This window comes from Merdimonas faecis, from assembly GCF_001754075.1.
GTDB lineage: Bacteria > Bacillota > Clostridia > Lachnospirales > Lachnospiraceae > Merdimonas > Merdimonas faecis.
On sequence record NZ_MIEH01000003.1, the window covers coordinates 55,849 to 76,971 of the forward strand.

The following is a 21,123-nucleotide window of genomic DNA, read 5'->3' on the forward strand; positions in this document are numbered from 1 at the left end:
GCTCTTAGTAAGCCGCAGACTGCCCCTGTCCGGGCTTTTCCGTACATAGAGCGAACGGGGCGGGGCTTTCAGCCCGCTGTGCGCGGTCTTTTTTTTCTTTCGCCAAAGATACATTCAAAAGGCCGCCAGCTACCCGCTGTCCGGGGATTTTTCAAATTTTCTTTTGCCTTAGTAATCCGGGAAACAGGATTTTGGCAACCTACGGGGCAGAGAATTTTTCCTTTCACTCCCTACAACACTGCGTTTTGAAATTTGCCAAACGGAGCAGGCAGCTTTTTCTGGCTTCACCTACCTACTACGGGTGACTTTGCGATTTTGCCAAATGGACAACAAAAAAAGCAGCAAATCTTTTTCAGACTTACTGCTTTCACTGGCCGCTGGTGGGCGGCTGGTATTCAGTTTTGGGGCTTATCGGTCAAAGCGAAACTTGAATAGTGCGGAGATTAGCTGCTGCTTCACATATTCCTCAACCTCGGCGTTAACCTGACCGTGTACTTTGGAAAAGTAGCGGATATATCCGGCATAGTGGGAAAGGACGGTGTCGATTGCGTCCGGGTCGCCCTCATGGGCTTTGACGATTGTTTCATAGGGGAGAAGTTTACTCATGGTCTTTTCCCTCCATGAGCCGCCGTAGCCGCTGCAAGGCAAGCTGGATATGCCGCCCCGCTGTGCTGCGTGTCCGGCCAATATGTACGCCGATCACTCGCTGCGGCTGGCGCAGGAAATAGTAACGGAAAATCTCTTCCTGTGTCTGCTCCGGCAAGAGGGCAAGGGCGGCGGCAAGTTCCGCATGGTACAGAACGGCGGTCTGGCCGCAGGCGGTAAAAAGATATTCTTCAAGCTGCTCCGGTTCGGCAAGCTGGACAAACTTCTCATTCATCAGATAGTCAAGAGAAACTTCCCGTTCCCACCTCCGGCGCAGCTTTAAGATTATATCTATGGCTGCGTGACGAATGACAATCTTGCAAAAGGCATTGAATGTGTACTGGATATGCACTTTGTAGGCTTCATCTTCGGTCATGGAAATTCCCCCTCTCTGAATAATAGTGCGGGGCGGCAGCACTCCTTGCTGTCGCCCCTTGATTGCCTATCTGCAAAGGCGGGCGGGGCTGTCAACGGCGGCGCATATGCGCCGTTCATCTTGACTGTTGACTGGCTCGGCTGGCTTTGCCATTTGAGTGTAATTGCTTATTCTTTTTTTATTTGCAGACTTTTGAGGTAGAACGCCTGCTCCTCCCTTTTCTCTGGCTCACTCTCAAAAGGGTTATGCTGTCTAATTCATTCGTTGTCTTACTATTTCATACATCATTATAGATGCAGCACAACTGACATTGAAAGAACTGGCATAGGAATCTTCAGCCATAGGAATCGTACATAAAACATCACAATATTCCTTAAATGCCTTATTTAATCCCATGGTTTCATTTCCCATCATTAACATAACCGGGGTTTTCAAGTCCTCATGATAGATAGGCTTTTCGTGGTGGGCTGTTGTGCCTATGATCTTAAAGCCAGGGTATTTTATTCTAAGGCTTTCAACGAATTTATATAAATCCTCATTGTGAATGATTCGAATCACCGGAAGATTGAAAAAAGAACCCATCGCCGAAACAATTACATCAGGCTCATACAAATCAACCGCATGTCCAGTAATTATCAACATATCTACTCCCAACGCATCACATGAACGTATCATCGTACCTAAATTTCCTTTATTAGAGGGCCTGTCAAATAACACAATAAATGGATTGGAAGATAACGCAACATTTTCTAACCTGTCTTCCCTCATTTCAATAATAGCCAATAATTCAGAAGTTTCTTCTTTTCCACTTAATTCCTTTAGCAACTGTGCCGTAAGAGTATAATTGACTTCTGTTTTTACTGTTTCTATCATATGTTTTGCCCAGCCTGACAGATTATTCTTGTCATAAATAAAAGAAATAATCTTCCAGTTATTTTTAACCGCTTCATTTAAACTTCTTACGCCTTCAACAATAAATTGATTATATTTATATCTTTTATTTCGATTATGCTTCAATACTTCAAATCTCTGGTAATCATTATTTTTATTTAATATAGAAACAACTTTCATTTCAATACCTGCCTCATCATACTTTGGTTTTCGAATTTTTCACCCATTGTAAGCCCATTTTTGAAAAAATAAGGGAAAATGATTTCCCGGTTTTTCTGTGGCAGGGATAACAGGACGGCGGCAAGTTTTCCATTGGTGAGGATAACTGCCTGACCGCATATCGTTATAGGGTGTTCTTCATGGGGTGCTTCAAAATATTCGTCTGTTGTGCCTAAAGGGTAAAACTTTTCTTCTGTGAGGTATTCAAGGGATATTTCTTTTTGCCGCCGTCTGCTCCTGTCACGCCATGCGTTGATAGCCGCATAGTGTATGACGGTCTTGCAAAGCCATTGAACGTGTACATGATGTGTTCTTTGTATGCTTCTGTGCAAGGCATAGATGATTCCCCCTTTCTCCCACATAGGGCGTTGTATGGTTGACGGGTTTCATTTATAATATCAGAGGGCGGCAGCACCCCTTGCTGTCGCCCCTTGATTGCCTACCAGCAAAGGCGGGCGGGGCTGTCAACAGCGGCGCATATGCGCCGTTTATCTTGACTGCCCGCTGGCTCGGCTGGCTTTCCTATTTGAGTGTAATTGCTTATTCTTTTTTTGTTACTGGAATCCAAATTTCACTGTATGCGTAGTTGGGCTTTTTGTCGTCCATTTTTGTAAAAGAGAAAGAAAACGGCTCTGCCAGTTCATAATCTGCCGTCATAAACCATTCGGAGTAGATTCTTGCCATTGTATCCTGCAAAGTAAACGGGAAGATTCCTTCATTTGGAAAAACTGCCCACGTATGAGCTTTAACAGGAAATGTGTCCAGATTACTGCTAATGTCATTTTTAGTTGTTAAAACTCCAATTAAATGCGTTAATTCACCAGCTTCTTCAAGAAAGTTCGTATCTGATTCATAGGAAACATTTACAGTTTCATATGGCTCAATGTTTTGCAACCGGTGCATTTCTTCTTTCTGTTCCTGTGTTATGCTTTGTGCCAGTTCCAAAATAGCGTTGTTTACTCCCTCATATTGTAACGGCACTCGTTTACTTACACCTGCAAACGTAAAAGCAGGTTTTTCAACAATTTTATATTCCATTAAAGTTCCTCCCTTCATAGTTACAACAAATTGTAACTTTTGGCATGATTTACATTGTTTCAACTTTGCGACTTGTGACGGTAAGATACCGCTCCATTTTTTAAAGGCACGTGTAAATCCGTCTACGGATTGATACCCATATTGATAAGCGACATCTGTTACCTGCGCCCCCTGCAACAATTCTTTGTTAGCTTCTGAAAGTCGTCTGTTTTTTACATACTCATTCAGCGTCATATTGGTAAGCGCAAAAAATATTTTTCTAAAATGATAATCTGAAACATTTATATGCTCAGAAATCTTCTCAAGTAAAAACTCGTCCTCCAGGTGCGCTTCAATATAGTCCATCGCGTCATTCAATTTCTTTAACACATTGCCCCTCCTTCCGAATATGAATATCACAATTTAGAAAGATATGCTCGACATTAGCATACAAAATTAGTCGGGTTATAAATAAAGGCCGTTTGCTCAATATAAGTTTACACAAAACCGACTTGAAAACAAAACTAACATAGACTCTCCTTATATTCAAAGATTTTTATCCGTGATAACGCACAAAATATTACGTTATTTTCTGAAACATATGCCGAACCTTATCTAAACGGCTGTTAGGACGGCGTGGCTGCAATACAGGCTCCCCGGAAATTTCTTGGTACCCTTTTAATTCGGTAAGGCAGACGCTTCTCCCATTTGTATAAAAATTTAAATCATTCCTATATTCGCCGATGCAGCGGGCGGGGATTTCTCCCGTAAAAATAACTTCATCATTTTTAAGCAAGGTTGATTCAATCACTGCACAATACTTCGGTGCGTCATTATAAGCCCGTGAAATATATTCCTGCGGTGCAAAAAGGGTAAAGGAAAGGTATGGTTCCAATAATTGTGTTCCTGCTCTTTTCAATGCCTGTTCTAACACGATAGGAGCAAGGGAACGAAAATCTGCGGGGGTACTAACTGGACTGTAATAAACTCCATAGTCAAAACAAATTTCACAATCTGTCACTTCCCAACCGTATAAGCCTTGCTCCATTCCATAACGCACCCCTTCCATAACGGCATTTTGAAAACTTTGGTTTAAATAGCCGAGAGATACTTTGCTTTTAAACCGGGTTCCACTTCCGGCAGGAAGTGGCGTTACAGTTAAGCCAATGGATGCCCAAAACGGATTCGGCGGCACTTCAATATGAATCGTGTAACTGGCTGTTTTTAATGGCCTTTCCAGATAAATGACCGTAGGTTCTTTCACATTTATGTTCACATGGTATCGCTCTACTAACAGAGAGCATACAACCTCTAACTGGACTTTTCCTAAAAAAGAAATGATGATTTCATGCGTTATCGTATCCACATAGTAATGCAACAGCGGATCTGTATCTGCAATTTCCGTCAGGGCATTCAGCAGGAGGTCTCTTTGTTCCTGATTTTGCGGCTCCACCGTCGTCCGAAGCAAAGGAATCGGATTTTTTTCCCATGCCTTGCGCGGCAAAAGTTCTACATTTCCGAGAGTATCATTCAGCTTCAGAGTGTCATTGGTCAAAATAACAATTTCTCCGCAACAGGCTGTGTCCGCCGGTATAATCTCTCCGTTTGACGGAATCCTCATTTCTGTGATTTTTAGTTTTTGATTTTGGGGCAGGAGAATCGTATCCCGTAAATGAAGTGTCCCGCTGTATAACCGCAAATAAACGAGCCGCTTTTTCTGGTCTGTGTACTCGATTTTAAAAACGCTTCCGCATAGCTCGGATTGATCGTTGTCCGCACCAGAAGTAAATGTTTCTGCAATCACTTCAATCAGCTTTTCAGTTCCGATATTGTTCTTTGCACTCCCATGATAAATAGGAAACAGGGAACCGTTTTGCATTCTTCTGCATTTCTCCCTCTGTAAATCTTGTATTTTCAAAGGTTCCCCCGCAATATATTTTTCCAAAAGTTCATCATTTCCAGCAATAATAGAATCCCATTTTTCTATATCCTCAATGTCTGTCAGAGACACTTCCGGAGTGAGCGAAACATCTTGCATAACCATGACATCATCAGAAAGTTTTTCTCTGATATTTTGATAAACGCTCTGTAAGTCAATGCCCTCCTGGTCTATCTTATTTACAAAAATAATCGTTGGGATTTTCATTTTCTGGAGCGCATGGAACAGTACCCGTGTTTGTGCCTGCACGCCGTCCTTTGCGGAAACTACTAAAATTGCTCCGTCAAGAACAGCAAGTGAGCGATATACTTCCGCCAAAAAGTCCATATGGCCGGGGGTATCGACAATATTGATCTTATAATTCTTCCAGCCGAAAGAAGTGACGGCCGTTTGAATGGTAATCCCACGCTGGCGTTCCAACAGCATGGTGTCTGTCCGCGTTGTTCCCTTATCTACACTCCCTAATTCCGGAACGGCTCCGCTGGTATAGAGCAGGCTTTCTGTCAAAGTCGTTTTTCCTGCGTCTACATGAGCAAGAATGCCGATATTGATTATTTTCATGTGTTTGTCCTCCATTCAGCCCCCAAAGGGCATAAAAATCCCCAGCAGCAAAATACTTTTACCGCTGGGGATATAGCGAATAGACATACACATACATACAACGCACTGCAAGCAGCGGTCGCTCTTTTGATATGTCAAATATATAAGGCAAAAGTATTCTTAAAAAGGGTACAAAAAACTAAGCCCCTTGCAAGGGACGGTTACAATTCTTTGTTCCCACTATTTGATTATAGTTAATTAAGAATACCTTGCCGCATATTTTTAACTCCTTACTTGGAATAGAAATATTATAGCATATCGGCATTGAAAAAGAAAGTCCTGAAACAAAATTTACGGAATAGTAGGCTGCTGTCTATCAATCTCTTGTGTGTTTCTTTATGACACATGAGCATTTGCGCCCGGATTGTCGTTGCCGTAACCCTCCATGAGGTTGATAGCCCCCCAAATGCCAAGACCTGCGCCAAGCGCGATAACCAAAGTCTGCAATACACCAACTGCGCTGTTAAAGAAATCCATATAAACCTCGCTTTCTGCCGCTTTGCGGCTCAAAAAATGTTGTTGAAAATGAAAATGCCGCCGTTATTCCTCGGCGGCTGCGTCCTCGTCGGACAAATCTATTTCGTATATGTCAAAGGCTTCATCGGGCTTTACTATTGCCGGGCGGGTAGACATATACCGTTCCACATCAAAAGCGTTTTTCTTGTCGAAGTCGGAAAGGTATTTGTAGTTCGGGTGTTTCGTTATATCGTATTTGTCGCTTAAAAAGGGACGTACACCGCGTAGCTGCAAAATACATTTCCCACCGTCCATAACTGCTATTTCGTCCTGTGTCATCAACTCCTTTCCTAATTTTTGATAAGTAAGTCCATGAGAAACCTGCGTGCCGCGATTTTCGGAAGTGTTGAAACTGTCAATTGTTTCCCGTCCCAAGTTATCCGAAATATCCTTTGCATTTTTCCCACGTCCTCCCAAAAACAAGGTGCTGTCGGCATTATCAAGTATGATTTCTGCCGCGTCCTTGTAAATGGCTTTTAGCTGGCTCTGCGATTGCAGAATGATAGAAGCGGACATTTCCCGGCTGCGGATTGTGGCAATCAGTTTATCAAATCGGGGTATCTGTCCGATGTTCGCAAACTCGTCAAGCAAAAAGCGGACGTGAACAGGCAATTTGCCGTTATATTCGTCGTCCGCTTTGTCGCAAAGCAAATTGAAAAGCTGCGATTGCAGCATAGCGATAACAAAATTAAACGTGCTGTCCGTATCGCTCATTATGAGGAAAAGTGCGCTCTTTCTGTCGCCTAACGTGTCAAGTTCTAATTCGTCGTAGGACATGAGATCGCGCAATTCCTTAATATCAAAAGGCGCAAGCCTCGCACCGCAAGAAATGAGGATTGATTTTGCTGTTTTGCCCGCCGCCAATTTATATTTTCGGTACTGCTTCACCGCGAAATGGTCGGGGTCGCGTTCTTCCAAGTCGGCAAACAGCAGATCGACGGGGCTTTGATATTCCTCGTCGTCCTCGCGGGCTTCGCTGGCGTTGATAAGTTCCAACAGGGTAATAAAGTTCATTTCCTCGGCGGGGGCTTCATACCAGATGTAGCCAACCAATGCGCAATACAATAACCTTTCCGCTTTTACCCAAAAATCCTCCGCACTTTTTTCTCCCTCGCCTTTGGTATTCGCTATCAACGTGTTTACCAGCTTCAAAATATCTTTCTCGCTGCGGATATACACAAAGGGGTTGTAGTGCATAGATTTTTTGAAGTTAATCGTATTCAGTACCTTAATGCGGTAGCCCGCCCGTTGCAGCAGCTTCCCGCACTCAATCAAAACCGTACCTTTCGGGTCTGTCAAGACGTAAGAGGAATGAAGCTGCATTAAATTCGGCTTGACGAAAAACCTTGTTTTTCCGCTGCCGCTGCCGCCGATCACGACGACGTTCTTATTTCTTGCGTACTTCGGCTGCTTCGGGCGGCTGTTCATGGTAAGGCGTTCCGTCTGTGTCAAAATGATGTTGTTTTGAAACTCCGGGTCTATGTAGGGCTTAATATCTTCGGCGTTTCCCCATCGGGCAGAGCCGTACTCCGCGCCCTTGCGGTATTTCTTCGCGTTTTTCCCTTTGACATAGACAATCAAGCGGATAATCACCGCGCCGACAATGCCGACAAGCAAATCCAGCGGGTAAATGCTCGGCAAGGCACTTTCAAAGGCTGCGGAAAATCCCTGCGTGATATTCAGTATCTTTGCGGAAATATCCGCGCCGGGGGCAAGCCGCACCGCCTGTCCGACTTTATCAAAGAGATAGACAAAGAACACATAGGGGATATTCGGAAGTATTAGCTTTTTGTAGTTAATCTGCTTCATATCTCGCGCCCCCTGTCCATTTTCTTTACCTTGTCGCGGGCGGCGTTAAGCTGCTTTGCCTTGTCCTTTGCAGCGGCAAGGGCTTTGCGGATAGAGGGCTTTTTCTCCCTGTTCAGCTTCTTTGCGGAAAACTCTTGAAACGCTGCGGTCATAACGTCTGCGTCCCGGCCTTTGAAAAACACAAGGTAGCGGGTCTGCTCGCCCTTAACCTTTTTCAGCGAAAAATCTATGTTGTATTTCTTCGCCGTACTCTCAAAGGCTTTAATATTGCTGTCGGTGATCTCGATGTTGGAAACACCCGCGTTCTGCTTCATAAGCTGCCGCATGGTCTGTTTCCCATGCGCGGGCTTGCTTTTCTGCTCCAAAAACTTTTGGATTGCTTTCTGCAACGCCTGTTCGGTAAGCCGCGCCGCGCCTTTTCCCACTTTGACGTATAGGGCAATCGTTTTTTGGGTTACTTCCTCCTGCAAGGTATCAACTCCTTTCCCGGTAAAATGCGGCTATGCTCATTCGCCGCCGTATAAGTCGTGATTGACAAGGGCGGTATAGTAGCTGTCAATGGTACTCGGCGCGTTGAACAGCACCGCTTTTAGATACTGCTTGATGTTGCGCACTTTGGTTGTGTTCTCCCTCATGCAATCCAAAACAAACTCAATATGGCTGCTGTTCAGCTTCAAAAATTTGGATTTCACCAGTTCGGCGGGGTAGTCGTCCCCGGCAATACGGATTGTCTTTCGCGCTGTGCAGACGGTTTCCAGCATGAGGTCAACAATCTCATTTAGGCGGTCTTTGTCCATTTTGGGGTCTTGAATGAGAATGTCATACTCGATATTGTCCTTGATAATCTCCCTGTAAATCTCTACTGCGCTATTGCTTTTCGCTTCCGTTCTTTTCCTTTCCGGCGGCGAAGCCGCTTCGCCCTGCTCAAAGGGCAAGGGATTTAGGGAATGGAATGGAAAGGAATGGGTACTTGATAAATCAGTAATTGATTTTTCTTTACTTGATATATCTTTATTTAATTGCGTTGGATTTTCCAACGTAGGTTTTTCCTGCGTAGGTTTTTCCAACGTTGGATTTTCCAATGTTGGATTTTCCAACGCAGGTAAATCCAATATAGGCGGCTGTCCGACGCTGGTAGCTGCTTCCGGCTCTCGCGGCTGCGGCTGCTCGTATATGACGTAATCCGCGCCCCGCAAGCGTCCCTTTTCGTCGCGTTCCCGGCTGCGCACGATATATCCGGCTTTTTCGAGTTCCTTTACCGCTTCGCGGATTGCGTCGATCTTCTCCCGGTTGATATGGGATAAGCCCGCAAGGGTATAATCCCAATCCTCCGGCAAGGACAGCATTTGCGAAAGCAAGCCTTTTGCTTTTAAGGACAATTCCTTGTTTCGCAAGTGGTGGTTGCTCATAACGGTATATCCCGTATTTCGCTCCACTCTGAAAACTGCCATTTTTCCTCACTTCCTCTCTTGGTCTGCGTGGACAATTAGAAAGCCGTTTTCGGCTGTTTTGGTATTGCAATATGCCCTTTGCCGTTTTCGCGTCTGCAAAGCCGCATGACACAAGGGCTTTTGCCCGTCTATTTGTCCATGCTGGCGGGCGTTTTCCGCGTCCTTTTGCCGGGGCAATAGGGACACTCTTTGAAAACGCAAAACTCATATTTCCACCCGGGGCGGTAGAAACGGCAAGTGCCGCAATCTTCATCATCTCCGGCACAACCGGATTGATAGCGGTCAAATCCCGGCTTCTGCTGCATGAGCAGTTCAAATGCCCGCTGCTTGCCTTTTATGAAATACATTCCGGCTGTACCTCCTTTCCTGCGGGCATAAAAAAACGGCGTTACTTTCTCCCCAAAAGGGGTTAAGGTAACGCCGCTTGTGTGCGTATTCAGTTTTTAACACATTCCCTGTCTATCCGCTGTCCGCAAAACCATTGATTTTATTAGCTTTTTGCCGCTATCGCTATCACACCTCATTATTCCAGCGGCCCGGATTTCAAGCCATGCTTGCGGACATTGAAGCCGGGAAAGTGGGTACGGTCATCGTCAAGGACATGAGCCGGTTAGGGCGAAACTACTTGCAGGTAGGGTTTTACACGGAAATGCTGTTCCCTCAAAAGGGTGTGCGTTTTATCGCTGTCAACGATAATGTGGACAGTGCCAGCGAGGGCATGGACAACGATTTTACCCCGCTGCGAAATCTGTTCAATGAATGGCTGGTGAGAGATACGAGCAAGAAAATCAAGGCAGTGAAAAAGTCAAAAGGCATGAGCGGCAAGCCTGTTACCAGCAAGCCGGTTTACGGCTATGTGATGGACGAGGACGAGAATTTTATTATAGACGAGGAAGCCGCCCCGGTGGTGCAGCAGATTTACCAGCTTTGCCTTGCCGGGAACGGCCCGACCAAGATTGCCCGTATGCTGACGGAGCAGCAAATCCCCACGCCGGGGACGCTGGAATATCAGCGGACAGGCAGCACCCGCCGTTATCACCCAGGCTATGAGTGCAAATGGGCGACCAACACCGTCGTTCATATCCTCGAAAACCGAGAGTACACCGGATGTCTGGTGAACTTCAAAACGGAAAAGCCTTCTTATAAGGTCAAGCACAGCATAGAGAACCCCGTCGAGAAGCAGGCCATTTTCGAGAACCACCATGAGCCGATCATCGACAAGGAAACATGGGAACGGGTGCAGGAGTTACGCAAACAGCGCAAACGCCCGAACCGCTACGATGAAGTGGGGCTGTTCTCCGGGATTTTGTTCTGCGCCGACTGCGGCCATGTGCTGTATCAGCAGCGGTATCAGAACAAAGACCGCAAACAGGACTGCTACATCTGCGGCAGCTACAAGAAGCGCACCCGCAACTGTACGGCGCACTTTATCCGCACCGATCTGTTGACCGCTGGTGTCCTGGCAAATCTCCGGCAAGTGACCGAATACGCAGCCAAGCATGAGAGCCGGTTTGTGAAACTACTTGTCCAGCAGAACGAGATCGGCGGCAAGCGAAAGACCGCCGCAGCCATCAAGCAGCTTGAACAGGCGCAGGAACGCATTTCTGAAATCAGCCGCATTATCAAGCGGCTGTATGAGGACAATGTAAACGGCAAAATCAGCGATGAGCGTTTCATGGAACTGTCGGCTGACTACGAAGCCGAGCAAGCGGAGCTGAAAAAGAGAGCCGCCGCCCTGCAAGCCGAACTGGACAAGTCACAGGCAGCTACCGTCAACGCCGAGAAATTTATGGGCATTGTCCGCAAGCACCTTGCCTTTGAAGAACTGACCCCCACTCTCTTGCGGGAAATGATCGAGAAAATTGTGGTGCATGAGTGCAGCTATGATGAGAACGGCACCCGCAGGCAGGACATTGAGATTTATTACAGCTTTGTCGGCAAGATTGACTTGCCCGAATAACCGCCCGACCTATCCGACACAATGGCCAAGTGTCGGATAGGAACGGCAAAATTTTTTGCACTTCTATTGCTTCTTTATCACACATAAGCAAAGTCCCAGGGCATGAAGCAGCTCATGGCTGGCGCTGGCGTCGCCGTGGTCGGCATGGTCCTCGTACCCCTGCTCTCCAGCCTGTTCACCGTCTGATCGCTCCCGTCGTTAAGCTGTCATAAGAAATCCTTGCCGCCCCTGCCCCCAAGCGGGGGCGGCTGAAAGGAGGTTGACACCGTATGGATTTCTTACTCGATGCCCTTACTGACTGGCTCAAGGAAATGTTGGTAGGCGGCATTATGAGCAACTTATCGGGGATGTTCGATAGCGTGAACCAGCAGGTCGCAGACATTGCGACACAGGTGGGCCAGACCCCTCAGGGCTGGAACGGGAGTATTTTCAGCATGATCCAAAATCTCTCCAACTCCATCATGGTGCCGATTGCTGGCGTGATCCTGGCTATCGTGATGACGCTGGAGCTGATTCAGATGATTACCGACAAGAACAACCTGCATGATGTGGACACCTGGATGATCTTCAAATGGGTGTTCAAATCTGCCGCTGCCATCCTCATCGTCTCAAACACCTGGAACATCGTGATGGGCGTGTTTGACGCAGCTCAAAGTGTGGTGGCGCAGGCGGCGGGCATCATCGGTTCCGACGCTTCCATCGACATCTCCTCTGTCATGACCGATATGGAGTCCCGGCTGATGGATATGGACCTGGGGCCGCTGTTCGGCCTGTGGTTCCAGTCGCTCTTTATCGGCATTACCATGTGGGCGCTTTACATTTGTATCTTTATCGTGATTTATGGCCGTATGATTGAGATTTACCTTGTGACCTCGGTGGCTCCCATCCCTATGGCCACCATGATGGGCAAGGAATGGGGCGGTATGGGCCAGAACTATCTGCGCTCGTTGATCGCCCTGGGCTTCCAGGCATTTCTCATCATCGTCTGTGTGGCGATCTACGCCGTGCTGGTGCAGAGTATTGCCACCGAATCCGACATCATTATGGCCATCTGGAGCTGCGTGGGCTATACGGTCCTGTTGTGCTTTACGCTCTTTAAGACCGGCAGCCTCGCAAAATCCGTTTTCAATGCACATTAACCAGGAAGGAGGTAATCCCTTTGGCTTATGTACCTGTACCCAAGGATCTTACGAAAGTCAAAACCAAGGTCGCGTTCAACTTAACCAAGAGGCAGCTTGTCTGCTTCGGCGGCGGTGCGCTGATCGGCGTACCGCTTTTCTTCCTGCTCCGGGGGCCTGTGGGAAACAGCGTGGCTGCCATGTGTATGATGCTGGTCATGCTGCCCTTCTTCATGCTGGCGATGTATGAAAAACACGGTCAGCCCCTGGAAAAGATCGTGGGCAATATCATCAAGGTGGCCGTCATCCGGCCCAAGGAGCGCCCGTATCAGACCAACAACTTCTATGCCGTTTTGGAACGGCAGGAAAAACTCGACAAGGAGGTGTATGACATTGTTCACGGTAATCAAAAGCTGGCTGCACCGGCTGTTCGGAAAAGACGAAAAGACCGCGCAGCCGGTTAATCAGAAAAAGATGAAAAAGCTGTCCCGCGCCGACAGAAAGCAGATCGAGGCTGCCATTGCCCGTGCCAATCGCACAGACAAAAAGAAAAAATCGGCTCAGGACAGTATCCCCTATGAACGGATGTGGCCGGACGGCATCTGCCGTGTGGCAGGCAGCCGCTACACAAAGACCATCCAATTCCAGGACATCAACTATCAGCTCTCGCAGAACGAGGACAAGACAGCGATCTTCGAGGGCTGGTGCGATTTCCTCAACTACTTCGACAGCTCCATTCAGTTCCAGCTGTCCTTTTTGAACCTGGCAGCCTCTGAGGAGACCTTTGCCCGCGCCATCAACATTCCTCTCCAGGGGGATGATTTTGACAGCATCCGGGTGGAGTACACCACCATGCTGCAAAACCAGCTGGCAAAAGGCAACAATGGCCTTATCAAGACTAAGTACCTGACTTTCGGCATCGACGCCGACAGCCTCAAGGCCGCCAAGCCCCGTCTGGAGCGCATTGAGACCGACATTCTCAACAACTTCAAACGCCTGGGCGTGGCCGCCGAGACCCTGGACGGCAAGGCGCGGCTGGCACAGCTTCACGGCATTTTCCACATGGATGAACAGGTGCCGTTCCGCTTTGAATGGGACTGGCTGGCTCCGTCCGGTCTGTCCACCAAGGATTTCATCGCGCCGTCCGGCTTCGAGTTCCGCACCGGCAAACAGTTCCGTATGGGTAAAAAATACGGGGCTGTTTCTTTTTTGCAGATCCTCGCCCCGGAGCTGAATGACCGGATGCTGGCGGATTTTCTGGATATGGAAAGCTCTCTGATCGTCAGCCTGCATATCCAGTCCGTAGATCAGATCAAGGCCATCAAGACGGTCAAGCGGAAAATCACCGACCTGGATAAATCCAAAATTGAGGAACAGAAAAAAGCCGTCCGCGCCGGATATGACATGGACATCATTCCCTCCGACCTTGCCACCTACGGTGCCGAGGCCAAGAAGCTCTTGCAGGATTTGCAGAGCCGAAACGAGCGAATGTTCCTTGTGACCTTCCTGGTGCTGAACACGGCGGACAATCCCCGGCAGCTGGGCAACAATGTGTTCCAGGCCAGTTCCATCGCACAGAAGTACAACTGCCAGCTGACAAGGCTTGACTTCCAGCAGGAAGAAGGGCTGATGTCTGCGCTGCCCTTGGGCCTCAATCAGATCGAGATTCAGCGGGGGCTGACCACCAGTTCCACGGCTATCTTTGTTCCGTTCACCACCCAGGAGCTTTTCCAGAACGGCAAAGAGGCGCTGTACTACGGTATCAACGCCCTGTCCAACAACCTCATCATGGTGGACCGCAAGCTGCTGAAAAACCCCAATGGACTGATTCTCGGCACCCCTGGTTCCGGCAAGTCCTTCAGCGCCAAGCGCGAGATCGCCAACTGTTTCCTGCTCACCAATGATGACATCATTATCTGCGACCCGGAGGCCGAGTACGCGCCCTTGGTGGAGCGCCTGCATGGGCAGGTCATCAAGATTTCGCCCACCAGCAGCAATTACATTAACCCTATGGATTTGAACCTGGACTACTCGGACGATGAAAGTCCGCTGTCTCTCAAGTCCGACTTCATCCTGTCTCTGTGCGAGCTGATCGTAGGCGGCAAAGAGGGCTTGCAGCCGGTTCAGAAAACCATCATTGACCGCTGTGTGCGGCTGGTGTATCAGGACTATCTCAATGACCCCCGCCCGGAGAATATGCCCATCCTGGAGGACCTCTACAACCTGCTGCGGGCGCAGGACGAGAAAGAGGCGCAGTACATCGCCACGGCGCTGGAAATCTATGTGACCGGCTCCCTCAATGTGTTTAACCATCAGAGCAATGTGGACATCAACAACCGTATCGTCTGCTACGACATCAAGGAGCTGGGCAAGCAGCTGAAAAAGATCGGTATGCTGGTGGTCCAGGACCAAGTGTGGAACCGCGTTACCATCAACCGTGCTGCCCACAAATCCACCCGTTACTACATCGACGAGATGCACCTGCTGCTGAAAGAGGAACAGACCGCCGCCTACACGGTGGAGATTTGGAAGCGGTTCAGAAAATGGGGCGGCATCCCCACCGGCATCACGCAGAATGTCAAAGACTTGCTTTCTTCCCGCGAGGTGGAGAACATCTTTGAGAACTCCGACTTCGTGTATATGCTCAACCAGGCGGGCGGGGACCGGCAGATTCTCGCCAAGCAGCTGGGCATTTCCCCTCACCAGCTTTCCTATGTGACCCACTCCAGCGAGGGCGAGGGCCTGCTGTTCTATGGCTCCACGATCCTGCCTTTCGTGGACCATTTCCCCAAGAACACCGAGCTGTACCGCATTATGACCACCAAACCCCAGGAACTGAAAAAGGAGGATGAATGACCATGAAACCCAACACCGAACTGAATACCATGATGTTTTTTGACGATGCCCTGGAGGGTGAGCGCACCCAGCTGCTCACCGAGCTGGCCGATGCCGTCAGCGAGACCCGCACGGCGGCGGATCAGGCTGCGGAGCTGAACGAGGACGGCGAAGCGGGCCTGCTGCGCCTGACGGAAATCTGGTGCGCCATGAACGGCGTCCCGGCCATCGTCATCTTCGAGGGCGGGCAGTCCGAGCTGCTGGCCAATGTGGTGGCGCAGATCTACGCCCATCTGCTTCAGCACCCCTCCCGTGACCCTGTGGGGCTGGCCGTCTATGTGGAGCTGCGCTACATGACGGCCTCCCTCATGTTGGGGGAATGGTTTGAATAAGGAACCGCGCCTGCGCTTTACGGACGAGGAACGGGCTGACCCGGCTCTGGAGAAGCCCATCCGTAAGGCGGACAAGGCCGCCGCCAAAGCAGACAAGGCGCAGGCCAAAATCCCCAAAAAGCAGGTCCGGCAAAAGACGGTGGACCCGGAGACCGGCAAAGTGACCACCAAGCTGGTGCTGGAGGACAAGAAGAAGCCGCCCTCCAAATTGTCCCATGCGGTGCGGGATACCCCCGCCAATGCCGCTCTGGGGAAGCTCCACAAGGAAATCCGGGAGACCGAACAGGACAATGTGGGCGTGGAGAGCGCCCACAAGTCCGAGGAGGCTGCCGAGACCGGCGTTAGGCTTGCACGGGAAGGCTACCGCAGCCACAAGTTGAAGCCCTACCGCAAGGCGGCCCAGGCCGAGCAGAAGCTGGAGAAGGCCAATGTGAACGCCTTGTATCAGAAGTCCCTGCGGGAAAATCCCCAGCTTGCCAGCAACCCCATCTCCCGCTGGCAGCAGAAACAGGCCATCAAAAAGGAATACGCTGCCGCCAAGCGCGCCGGTCAAGCTGTCGGGAACACCGCCAAGACTGCGGAGGCCACCGGCATGGCGGCCAAGGCGGTCAAGGAGAAAGCCCAGCAAGCGGGCGCGTTTGTCATGCGCCACAAAAAGGGCTTTTTGATTGCGGGTGCGATCTTCCTGCTGGTCTGTATGCTGCTCAACACCATGTCCTCCTGCTCCATGATGGCGCAGAGTATCGGTTCCGTGGTGTCCGGCACCACCTACCCGTCGGATGATCCTGAGCTGGTGGCGGTGGAGGCCGACTACGCTGCCAAAGAAACGGCGCTGCAAGCCGAGATCGACAACATCGAAAGCAGCCATCCGGGGTATGACGAGTACCGCTATGACCTGGATATGATCGGGCATGACCCCCATGAGCTGGCAGCCTACCTGTCCGCCGTGCTGCAAGGCTATACCCGGCAGAGCGCCCAGGCCGAGCTGGAGCGCGTGTTCGACGCACAGTATGAACTGACGCTTACCGAGGAAGTGGAGATACGATACCGCACCGAAACTTCCACGGACCCCGTGACCGGCGAGACGACCACCGAGGAAGTCCCGTATGAGTATTACATTCTGAATGTGAAGCTCACCAGCAAGCCCATATCTTCCGTGGCTTCGGAGCTGCTAACCCCGGAACAGCTGGAAATGTACCAGGTGTACCGGCAGACGCTGGGCAACAAGCCGCTGATCTTCGGCGGCGGCTCCCCGGATACGAGCAACTCCGAGGACCTGACCGGCGTGGTATTTGTGGGCGGCACCCGCCCCGGCAATCAGGCCGTGGTGGACATAGCCAAAAGTCAGGTGGGCAATGTGGGCGGTCAGCCCTACTGGAGCTGGTACGGCTTCAATTCCCGTGTGGAATGGTGCGCCTGCTTCGTGTCCTGGTGCTACGGCCAGATGGGGCTGTCCGAGCCGCGCTTTGCCGCCTGCCAGTCCCAGGGTATTCCGTGGTTCCAGTCTCACGGACAATGGGGCGGGCGTGATTACGCCAATATCGCCCCCGGCGACGCCATCTTCTTTGACTGGGACCTGGATGGCAGCGCCGACCATGTGGGCCTTGTGGTCGGCACAGACGGCAGCCGGGTCTACACCGTGGAGGGCAATTCTGGCGACGCCTGCAAGATCAAGAGTTATTCCCTGTCCTACGAGTGCATCAAGGGCTACGGCCTGATGAACTGGTAAGGCCGATTTATGAGAAAAGGAGTGATTGAAATGGCTAAGAACAAAATCCAGCGCATTGACCAGGAGATTGCCAAGGTCCGCGAGAAGATCGCGGAGTACCAGGACAAGCTGAAAACCCTGGAGGCGCAGAAAACCGAGGCGGAGAACCTGGAAATCGTTCAGATGGTGCGCGCCCTGCGGCTGACCCCGGAGCAGCTGAACGCCATGCTCTCCGGTGGTACGGTCCCTGGCATGGCCGCTGCCTCCGCCAACTACAACGAACAGGAGGATACCGACCATGAAGAATAAGAAAATTTTCAAAACCCTTTCGGCCCTCTGCGCCGCCCTGGTGCTGATGATGGGCCTTTCCGTGACTGCCTTTGCCCAGGGAACGGAAGAACTTCCGGCGGAGGATGCCACCAACGACAGCAATGTGGTCGTGGAGGAAACCGAGGACAGTCCGGCCCTGACCCCGGATGGCAACGCCGCCCTGGTGGATGATTTCGGCGACAACAAGCAGCTCATCACCGTCACCACCAAGGCAGGCAACTACTTCTACATCCTCATTGACCGGGCCAACGAGGACAAGGAAACCGCTGTCCACTTCTTAAACCAGGTGGACGAGGCGGACCTGATGGCGCTGATGGAGGACGGTCAGACCACCCAGGAGCAGCCCGCCACCTGTACCTGTACGGAGAAATGTGTGGCCGGTGCGGTGAATACGGCCTGCCCGGTGTGTGCCACCAATATGAGCGCCTGCACGGGTAAGGAGCCGGAACCGGAGACCCCGGAAGAAACCCCGGAACCGGAAGAACCGGCGCAGAAACCCGCAGGACTGAATCCGGCCATTCTTTTGGCGGTGCTGGCTCTGATGGGTGGCGGCGGCGCTTTTGCCTACTTTAAGCTGGTAAAAAGCAGACCCAAGACCAAGGGCAACGACAATTTGGACGATTATGACTACGGCGAGGATGATACCGATCAGGAGGACGAGGACTCCTGGGAGACCGAGGAATCTGACGAGCCGGACGCTGACGGGGGCGGCGACGAGGAAAGCGAGGACAAGACGGTTTGACCCGCTTCACCGACAGCCCCTATGAACGCATGATGACACGCAGGCCGGAGGGCGGGAAGGAAACTTCCCGTCCTCCTACTTTATCTCCCGGCCACCCCTGTTATGGCTGCGGAAATTACCGTGACGGTCAGCCCTGCGTGGGATTCTGCCACCGGCAGCTGACCGCATGGCTGCGGGAAAGGAGGATGAAAAACCATGAAGCTGGTGATCGCTGAGAAACCGTCCGTTGCCCAAAGTCTGGCCGCCGTGATTGGGGCCACCGCCCGCAAGGACGGCTATCTGGAGGGCGGCGGCTGGCGGGTCAGCTGGTGTGTGGGCCATCTGGCTGGTCTGGCCGACGCCGACGCTTATAACCCGGACTACGCCAAGTGGCGCTATGACGATCTGCCCATTCTGCCGGAACCCTGGCAGATGGTGGTGAGCAAGGACAAGAAGAAACAGTTTGATGTGCTGAAGCAGCTGATGAACGCCCCGGATGTGACCGAAGTGGTAAACGCCTGCGACGCCGGACGCGAGGGGGAGCTGATCTTCCGCAGCGTCTATGAGCTGGCGGGCTGCCAGAAGCCCATGAAGCGGCTCTGGATTTCCTCAATGGAGGATTCCGCCATCCGGGAGGGCTTTGCAAACCTGCGCCCCGGTGCAGACTATGACGGCCTGCGGGATGCGGCCCTCTGCCGCGCCAAAGCGGACTGGCTGGTGGGTATCAATGCCACCCGGCTGTTTTCCGTGCTGTACCACCGGACCCTCAACATCGGACGTGTCATGTCCCCGACGCTGGCCCTCATTGTCCAGCGAGAAGCCGAGATCGACACCTTCAAGCCGGTGCCATTCTACACGGTCACACTGGAGCTGCCCGGTTTCACCGTTTCCGGGGAGCGCATGGCAGACAAGGCTGCCGCCCAACAGCTGAAAACGGCCTGCCAAGGTGCGGCTGCCACAGTGAAAAAAGTGGGGCGCAAAAACAAATCCGAGAAGCCGCCCGCCCTCTATGACCTGACCACCCTCCAACGGGACGCCAACCGGCTGCTGGGGTTCACCGCCCAGCAAACCCTGGACTACCTGCAAAATTTGTATGAAAAGAAGCTCTGTACCTACCCTCGGACGGACAGCCGCTATCTGACTTCGGATATGGCGGCGAGTCTACCGGAGCTGGTCCAGCTCACTGCCGGGGCGATGCCCTTTTCCAATGGCATGGAGATTGCCTGCAATGCCGCCCAGATTGTCAACGACAAGAAAGTGACCGACCATCATGCAGTGATCCCTACCCGCAACCTCCAGGGCGCGGACCTGTCCGGCCTGCCGGTGGGCGAAAAGGCGGTGCTGGAGTTGGTGGCTCTGCGCCTGCTGTGCGCCGTGGCCCAGCCCTATACCTTTGCGGAAACCGCCGTTGTTGTCGAGTGCGCCGGAGCGGAGTTTACTGCCAAAGGCCGCACAGTGAAAAATTACGGCTGGCGGGCGCTGGACGCTGCCTATCGCGCAGGGCTGAAGAATGTGGAGCAGGACAAAGAACCCGAGGACAAGGCTCTGCCTGAGCTGTCTGAAGGTCAGACGCTGCCCCTTTCTGGTGCTACCGTCAAGGAGGGCAAGACCACCCCGCCCAAGCACTTCACCGAAGATACGCTACTCTCCGCAATGGAGACTGCCGGGAAGGACGATATGCCGGAGGATGCCGAGCGCAAGGGCCTGGGGACCCCGGCCACCCGCGCCGGGATTCTGGAAAAGCTGGTTTCCACCGGCTTTTTGGAGCGCAAAAAGAGCAAGAAAACCGTGCAGCTCATGCCATCCCATGACGCGGTATCCCTTATCACCGTGTTGCCGGAGCAGCTGCAATCGCCCCTTCTGACTGCTGAGTGGGAGTACCGGCTGGGTGAGATCGAGCGTGGCGAGCTGGCCCCGGAGGATTTCATGGCTGGGATTAGTGCCATGCTCAAAGAACTTGTGGGAACCTATCAAGCTATCAAGGGAACGGAGTATTTGTTCAGCCCTTCCCACGAAGTGGTGGGCAAATGCCCCCGCTGTGGCGGAGAGGTTGCAGAAATGCAAAAAGGCTTCTTCTGTCAGACAGAATCTTGCAAATTTGCAATTTGGAAAAACAACAAGTGGTGGGAGATGAAGCACAAGCAACCTACCAAAGCCATCGTAACGGCACTGCTCAAAGATGGCCGCGCTCATGTGAGGGGCTTGTACTCCGAGAAAACCGGCAAGACCTACGATGCCACTGTGGTGTTGGCGGATGATGGGCAGTACGCCAACTTCAAGCTGGAGTTTGACCAGCAGAAAGGTGGCAAACGATGAAGCTCTCACGCTATGAACAGGAAACCATCATCCTCTACAACCAGGCCGAAGCCACCGCCGAGGTCTATACCCATGACCCCCGGCTGCTGGAGAAGCTGCGGCGACTGGCAGAGAAATACCCGGACCAGATTGTGAAAAAGGACCGCCAGACCTTTCTCGTTCCCAAACGCTGTGTGTCCGTCCGGGAACCTTACAGCGCCGAGCGCCGTAAGGCAGCCAGTGAACTGGCCAAGGCTGCCGGATACAGGCCGCCCACCCCCAAGAAAGGCAATGAGTAAGC

General features: G+C 51.3%; 21 protein-coding genes and 2 pseudogenes. 12 read left to right on the plus strand and 11 right to left on the minus strand.

Going from position 1 to position 21,123, the window contains the following annotated elements; genetic code table 11:
• Nucleotides 1-408: 408 nt before the first annotated feature.
• The 11 genes and pseudogenes from BKD12_RS01470 to BKD12_RS01515 form a co-directional block, all read right to left on the minus strand.
• Entirely contained in the window at nucleotides 409-606 is a 198-nt protein-coding gene (locus BKD12_RS01470; RefSeq protein WP_070087581.1) for a helix-turn-helix domain-containing protein, read from the minus strand.
• Nucleotides 599-1,021, minus strand: coding sequence for an RNA polymerase sigma factor (locus BKD12_RS01475; protein WP_070087582.1), 423 nt, complete (start codon nucleotides 1,019-1,021; stop codon nucleotides 599-601). The genes BKD12_RS01470 and BKD12_RS01475 overlap by 8 nt, the downstream gene beginning before the upstream one ends.
• A gap of 252 nt (nucleotides 1,022-1,273) precedes the next feature.
• Nucleotides 1,274-2,092 carry a TrmH family RNA methyltransferase gene (locus BKD12_RS01480; protein WP_070087583.1) on the minus strand — a complete coding sequence of 273 codons (819 nt, stop codon included), beginning with the start codon at nucleotides 2,090-2,092 and terminating at the stop codon, nucleotides 1,274-1,276.
• Between the two features lie 62 nt (nucleotides 2,093-2,154).
• Nucleotides 2,155-2,468, minus strand: a pseudogene (locus BKD12_RS01485) (sigma-70 family RNA polymerase sigma factor); the annotation flags it as partial.
• A gap of 203 nt (nucleotides 2,469-2,671) precedes the next feature.
• Nucleotides 2,672-3,538, minus strand: coding sequence for an AraC family transcriptional regulator (locus BKD12_RS01490; RefSeq protein ID WP_070087584.1), 867 nt, complete (start codon nucleotides 3,536-3,538; stop codon nucleotides 2,672-2,674).
• 190 nt (nucleotides 3,539-3,728) lie between these two features.
• A complete protein-coding gene (tet, locus tag BKD12_RS01495) occupies nucleotides 3,729-5,648 on the minus strand; it encodes a TetM/TetW/TetO/TetS family tetracycline resistance ribosomal protection protein (RefSeq protein WP_070087585.1) in 1,920 nt (639 codons plus the stop codon).
• 375 nt (nucleotides 5,649-6,023) lie between these two features.
• Nucleotides 6,024-6,164, minus strand: coding sequence for a Maff2 family mobile element protein (locus BKD12_RS16335; RefSeq protein WP_083262786.1), 141 nt, complete (start codon nucleotides 6,162-6,164; stop codon nucleotides 6,024-6,026).
• Between the two features lie 63 nt (nucleotides 6,165-6,227).
• Nucleotides 6,228-8,012 (minus strand): VirD4-like conjugal transfer protein, CD1115 family, encoded by a 1,785-nt coding sequence (locus BKD12_RS01500; RefSeq protein WP_070087586.1) that lies wholly within the window; start codon nucleotides 8,010-8,012, stop codon nucleotides 6,228-6,230.
• Nucleotides 8,009-8,482 carry a PcfB family protein gene (locus tag BKD12_RS01505; RefSeq protein WP_002604484.1) on the minus strand — a complete coding sequence of 158 codons (474 nt, stop codon included), beginning with the start codon at nucleotides 8,480-8,482 and terminating at the stop codon, nucleotides 8,009-8,011. The genes BKD12_RS01500 and BKD12_RS01505 overlap by 4 nt, the downstream gene beginning before the upstream one ends.
• A gap of 36 nt (nucleotides 8,483-8,518) precedes the next feature.
• A complete protein-coding gene (locus BKD12_RS01510; RefSeq protein ID WP_058118388.1) occupies nucleotides 8,519-9,463 on the minus strand; it encodes a DUF6017 domain-containing protein in 945 nt (314 codons plus the stop codon).
• 128 nt (nucleotides 9,464-9,591) lie between these two features.
• Complete coding sequence (locus BKD12_RS01515) at nucleotides 9,592-9,810, minus strand: hypothetical protein (RefSeq protein WP_058118389.1); 219 nt, start codon at nucleotides 9,808-9,810, stop codon at nucleotides 9,592-9,594.
• A gap of 119 nt (nucleotides 9,811-9,929) precedes the next feature.
• On the opposite strand from BKD12_RS01515, the gene BKD12_RS01520 reads away from it, so the two are divergent.
• The 12 genes and pseudogenes from BKD12_RS01520 (at nucleotide 9,930) to BKD12_RS01570 (ending at nucleotide 21,121) form a co-directional block, all read left to right on the plus strand.
• Nucleotides 9,930-11,423: a recombinase family protein gene (locus BKD12_RS01520; protein WP_441761930.1), complete on the plus strand. Its 1,494-nt coding sequence runs from the start codon at nucleotides 9,930-9,932 to the stop codon at nucleotides 11,421-11,423.
• Nucleotides 11,424-11,510: 87 nt separating this feature from the next.
• A pseudogene (locus BKD12_RS17150) lies at nucleotides 11,511-11,609 on the plus strand (Maff2 family mobile element protein); the annotation flags it as partial.
• An 83-nt stretch (nucleotides 11,610-11,692) separates the two neighbouring features.
• On the plus strand, nucleotides 11,693-12,562 hold the full coding sequence (locus BKD12_RS01525; RefSeq protein WP_002578790.1) for a VirB6/TrbL-like conjugal transfer protein, CD1112 family: 870 nt from the start codon (nucleotides 11,693-11,695) through the stop codon (nucleotides 12,560-12,562).
• 20 nt (nucleotides 12,563-12,582) lie between these two features.
• On the plus strand, nucleotides 12,583-13,005 hold the full coding sequence (locus tag BKD12_RS01530) for a PrgI family protein (RefSeq protein ID WP_002578789.1): 423 nt from the start codon (nucleotides 12,583-12,585) through the stop codon (nucleotides 13,003-13,005).
• A gap of 10 nt (nucleotides 13,006-13,015) precedes the next feature.
• Nucleotides 13,016-15,397 (plus strand): VirB4-like conjugal transfer ATPase, CD1110 family, encoded by a 2,382-nt coding sequence (locus tag BKD12_RS01535; RefSeq protein WP_070087591.1) that lies wholly within the window; start codon nucleotides 13,016-13,018, stop codon nucleotides 15,395-15,397.
• On the plus strand, nucleotides 15,394-15,768 hold the full coding sequence (locus BKD12_RS01540; protein WP_033126285.1) for a DUF3851 family protein: 375 nt from the start codon (nucleotides 15,394-15,396) through the stop codon (nucleotides 15,766-15,768). The genes BKD12_RS01535 and BKD12_RS01540 overlap by 4 nt, the downstream gene beginning before the upstream one ends.
• Entirely contained in the window at nucleotides 15,761-17,497 is a 1,737-nt protein-coding gene (locus BKD12_RS01545; RefSeq protein ID WP_070087587.1) for a CD1108 family mobile element protein, read from the plus strand. The genes BKD12_RS01540 and BKD12_RS01545 overlap by 8 nt, the downstream gene beginning before the upstream one ends.
• Before the next feature lie 30 nt (nucleotides 17,498-17,527).
• Complete coding sequence (locus tag BKD12_RS01550) at nucleotides 17,528-17,785, plus strand: DUF4315 family protein (RefSeq protein WP_002588926.1); 258 nt, start codon at nucleotides 17,528-17,530, stop codon at nucleotides 17,783-17,785.
• Nucleotides 17,775-18,548 (plus strand): DUF4366 domain-containing protein, encoded by a 774-nt coding sequence (locus BKD12_RS01555; protein ID WP_002588925.1) that lies wholly within the window; start codon nucleotides 17,775-17,777, stop codon nucleotides 18,546-18,548. The genes BKD12_RS01550 and BKD12_RS01555 overlap by 11 nt, the downstream gene beginning before the upstream one ends.
• The gene (locus BKD12_RS01560) at nucleotides 18,545-18,763 is read left to right on the plus strand and encodes a hypothetical protein (protein ID WP_038270835.1); all 219 of its coding nucleotides are present in this window, start codon (nucleotides 18,545-18,547) and stop codon (nucleotides 18,761-18,763) included. Before BKD12_RS01555 ends, BKD12_RS01560 begins: the two co-directional genes overlap by 4 nt.
• Entirely contained in the window at nucleotides 18,744-20,843 is a 2,100-nt protein-coding gene (locus tag BKD12_RS01565) for a type IA DNA topoisomerase (RefSeq protein WP_002588924.1), read from the plus strand. Before BKD12_RS01560 ends, BKD12_RS01565 begins: the two co-directional genes overlap by 20 nt.
• Nucleotides 20,840-21,121 carry a hypothetical protein gene (locus BKD12_RS01570; protein ID WP_002588923.1) on the plus strand — a complete coding sequence of 94 codons (282 nt, stop codon included), beginning with the start codon at nucleotides 20,840-20,842 and terminating at the stop codon, nucleotides 21,119-21,121. Before BKD12_RS01565 ends, BKD12_RS01570 begins: the two co-directional genes overlap by 4 nt.
• Nucleotides 21,122-21,123: the final 2 nt, after the last annotated feature.